A 2,338-nucleotide genomic window follows, 5' to 3' on the forward strand; every position below is an offset into this window, starting at 1 on the left:
CCTGGCCCTGCGGGACGTGGTGGCCCCAGTTCGAGCCCCAGTGCACGGACACCACCGCGACGTCGCCCTCGCGCTTGGCCCGCCGCACCCGCCGGACGACCGCCTCCGCCGCGGTGGCCGACGGCTCCGCGAGGAACGCCACCCCGGGCCGCTCCGCCGTCGCCGCCCAGCCCGGCGGGATGCCGCTGGACATCGTCCCCAGGGCGAACACCAGCACCCGGCCGCCCTCGACGGGGACCACCGCCGGCGCGTACGCCTCGTCGGAGTCCCCTCCCGCGCCCGCCGTCCTCAGCCCCGCGCCGTGGAGCACGTCCAGCGTCTCCCGGAGCCCGGGGCGGCCGAAGTCGAGCACATGGTTGTTGGACAGGACGCACACGTCGGGCCGCGCCACCTCCACGGCGGGCACGTTGGCCGGGTTCATCCGGTAGTGGACGGCCTTCCCGGGCGCGAACGCGTCGCTCTGCGTGACCGAGGTCTCCAGGTTGACGATCCGCGCGTCCGGGGCGGCCCCACCGAGCACCTCCAGCGCCCGGCCCCACGGCCACGAGAACGGGACCGGCCGGGGAACCGGGCCGCTCACCGCCTCCGCCAGCTCCACGTAGCCGCGCGCGTCCCGGACGAAGTCCTCCCGCAGCGCGGGATCGCCCGGGTGCGGGAGGATCTGGTCGACGCCACGCCCGAGCATCACGTCCCCGCACAGGAACAGTGTCACCGTCCCGGCGTCCATGTCTCCACGGTAGGTCTACGGCACACCCAGTTCGAACAGGACGTATCCCGCGTACGAGCCGGAGGCCAGGGCCGCCGTGCCCAGCACCGCGGCCAGCGAGGGCCACTTCAGCCGGCGCATGGCCAGGGCGAGCGGGACGAACAGCGGGAACAGCGGGAGCAGGTAGCGGGAGACGTTGCCGAAGTACTGCTGGGTGGCCATCACCATCAGGTACGACAGCACCGTGTACACGACGAGGACGGCGGGCGGACGCAGCCGCATCAGCAGCACCGTCAGCACCGGCACCAGCAGCACCACCCCGACCCCGATGATGTCCTCGAACGGCATCGCGAAGAGATAGTCGGAGTGGCCCACCGGCACGGAGGTGAGCACGTCGAGGGTGTGCCGGCCCCAGTCGAACTTGTGGGCCCAGGCGCCGTCCTGGAGCTTGTTGTAGCCACCCCAGTCGCCCATCCGGTAGCCCACCCAGCCCAGATAGCCGGCCACGCCCAGCGGGGCGATCGCCACCGCGGCCAACGGGCGGCGGACGCCCTCCTCGCGGCGCCACACCGCGAACAGCCCGGCGACGGCGAGGGCGGCGACCAGGGTGACGGCGGTGGGCCGGGCGAGCCCGGCGGTGAAGGTCAGCACCCCGGCGGTGAGCCAGCGACGGGTCATCACGGCGTAGCAGGCCCAGGCGGCCAGCGCCGTGTACACGGACTCGGAGTACACCGCCCACTCCGCGCCGGAACCGGGCCACACCGCCCACAGTCCCACGGCGACCAGACCGGCCCGGTACCCGCCCAGCCGGGCCGTGACGGCGTGGATGCCGAGTGCCGCGACGAAGGAGAACACGACCGACACGGTCATGCCGGCACCGTACGGGCCGAGCCCGGTGACCTCCGAGACCATCCGCATCAGCGCCGGGTACAGCGGGAAGAACGCCGCCGAGTTGCCCTCGAGGGTGATCAGCCCGGTGGCGCCGGGTATCGGCTCCAGCGCCGGGTCGTAGCCGTGCAGGGCGATCTGCTGGTACCACCAGCCGTCCCAGCTTCCCAGCACGTCCCAGGTGTGGGCGCCGCCGCCGAAGCGCGGATGCTTCTCGCGGAAGTCGCCGGCCGAGTCCAACAGGTACATGAAGACGGCGAAGCCCACCAGCTTCAGCACGCCGTACACCGCGAGGACGGGGCCGTAACGCACGGCGGCGCGGCGCAGCCGCTCGCGAGGGTCCGGGGAGACGGGCGGGGCGGTGCCGGGCCGGGGCACGGGGGACGGGGCCGGGCCGGCCTGGTTCGTCGGGGCGGTGGTCATGAGGTCGGGGATCCTGTCGTACGGCGGGAGCGCCGGCCGGGGAACACCCAGGCCCGCAGGAGAAGGAAGCGCAGCAGGGTCGCGGCGAGGTTGGCGGCGACCAGCGTCAGCAGCTCCACCCGGGGCCCCGCCCCGGGCGCCGCGCGGTGCAGCACGGCCAGCGAACCGCTGGTGAGGGCGAGGCCGACCAGGAACGCCGCCAGCCCCTTGAGCTGGTGGCGCAGCACCCCGGTGCGGCCGCGCACCCCGAAGGTGAGCCGCCGGTTCGCGGCGGTGTTGGCGACGGCGCTGGCCAGCAGGGCGAGCGCGTTGGCCGCCTGG

The 2,338-nt window shown here is 74.2% G+C and carries 3 protein-coding genes; all 3 read right to left on the reverse strand.

Going from position 1 to position 2,338, the window contains the following annotated elements:
• The coding region (locus B7767_RS05185) for a CapA family protein (protein WP_085571074.1) at positions 1-727 on the reverse strand (727 nt) is incomplete at its 3' end.
• 15 nt (positions 728-742) lie between these two features.
• Positions 743-2,017 (reverse strand): hypothetical protein, encoded by a 1,275-nt coding sequence (locus B7767_RS05190; protein WP_085571075.1) that lies wholly within the window; start codon positions 2,015-2,017, stop codon positions 743-745.
• Positions 2,014-2,338: GtrA family protein (locus B7767_RS05195; RefSeq protein ID WP_179167034.1), on the reverse strand; the 325-nt coding region annotated here is incomplete at its 5' end. The genes B7767_RS05190 and B7767_RS05195, both read right to left, overlap by 4 nt.

The organism is Streptomyces sp. 13-12-16 (genome assembly GCF_002114215.1).
Classification (GTDB): Bacteria; Actinomycetota; Actinomycetes; order Streptomycetales; family Streptomycetaceae; genus Streptomyces.